Origin of the sequence: Mycobacterium sp. E3247 (assembly GCF_001667785.1) — a bacterium.
Classification (GTDB): domain Bacteria; phylum Actinomycetota; class Actinomycetes; order Mycobacteriales; family Mycobacteriaceae; genus Mycobacterium.
In genome coordinates, this window is the sequence record NZ_LZJG01000545.1 from 1 (window position 1) to 572 (window position 572).

1 protein-coding gene and 1 pseudogene are annotated in these 572 nt (G+C 74.0%); one reads left to right on the forward strand and one right to left on the reverse strand.

What is annotated here, in order from left to right; all coding sequences use genetic code 11:
* Positions 1-215, forward strand: a 215-nt coding sequence (locus A9X04_RS30105; protein ID WP_197509457.1) for a bifunctional adenosylcobinamide kinase/adenosylcobinamide-phosphate guanylyltransferase, incomplete at its 5' end; no start/stop codon positions are given.
* Here A9X04_RS30105 and A9X04_RS27660 read toward each other — a convergent pair.
* Positions 143-571: pseudogene (locus tag A9X04_RS27660) on the reverse strand (bifunctional adenosylcobinamide kinase/adenosylcobinamide-phosphate guanylyltransferase); the annotation flags it as partial. The gene A9X04_RS30105 and the pseudogene A9X04_RS27660 overlap by 73 nt on opposite strands.
* Position 572: the final 1 nt, after the last annotated feature.

A 572-nucleotide genomic window follows, 5' to 3' on the forward strand; every position in this document is an offset into this window, starting at 1 on the left:
TCGCCGCCGTCGGCGACTTTCATTCCACGTTGGTGCTGGTCAGCCCGGAGGTCGGCCTGGCCGTCGTCCCGGCCACCGCGTCCGGGCGCCGGTTCGCCGACGAACTGGGCGCCCTCAACCAGCGGCTCGCCGAGCTCTGCGACCGGGTGGTCCTGGTGGTGGCCGGGACGACGGCCAGGCCGACCTCCGGGCTGACCAGCACCAACGTGGAATGAAAGTCGCCGACGGCGGCGAGCGTGGATTCGATCGTGTCGCGGACCGCGGCCGGCACCGGCCCGCCGTCCCATCCGTTGTGGCGGTCCAGCGTGCCGGTCAACCAGGCGCCGAGGTCATCGACGAGCGTCGGGACGTCCGGGGACCCGCGCAATTGGCGTGCGATGTCGTCGGTTTCGATCGTCGACCAATGCCCCGGCCGGCGCTCGCGGTGCTCGGCGACCCGGTCCGCCCAGGCCGCGTCACCCGTCCCGGTCGGGCCGGGGGCCAGGTAACACACCGGCTGTCCGGCCGGCAGCGCCCCGGCGATGGCGTCCTCCGCCCACCGGGATTTGCCCGACCGGATCCCGCCGAGCACC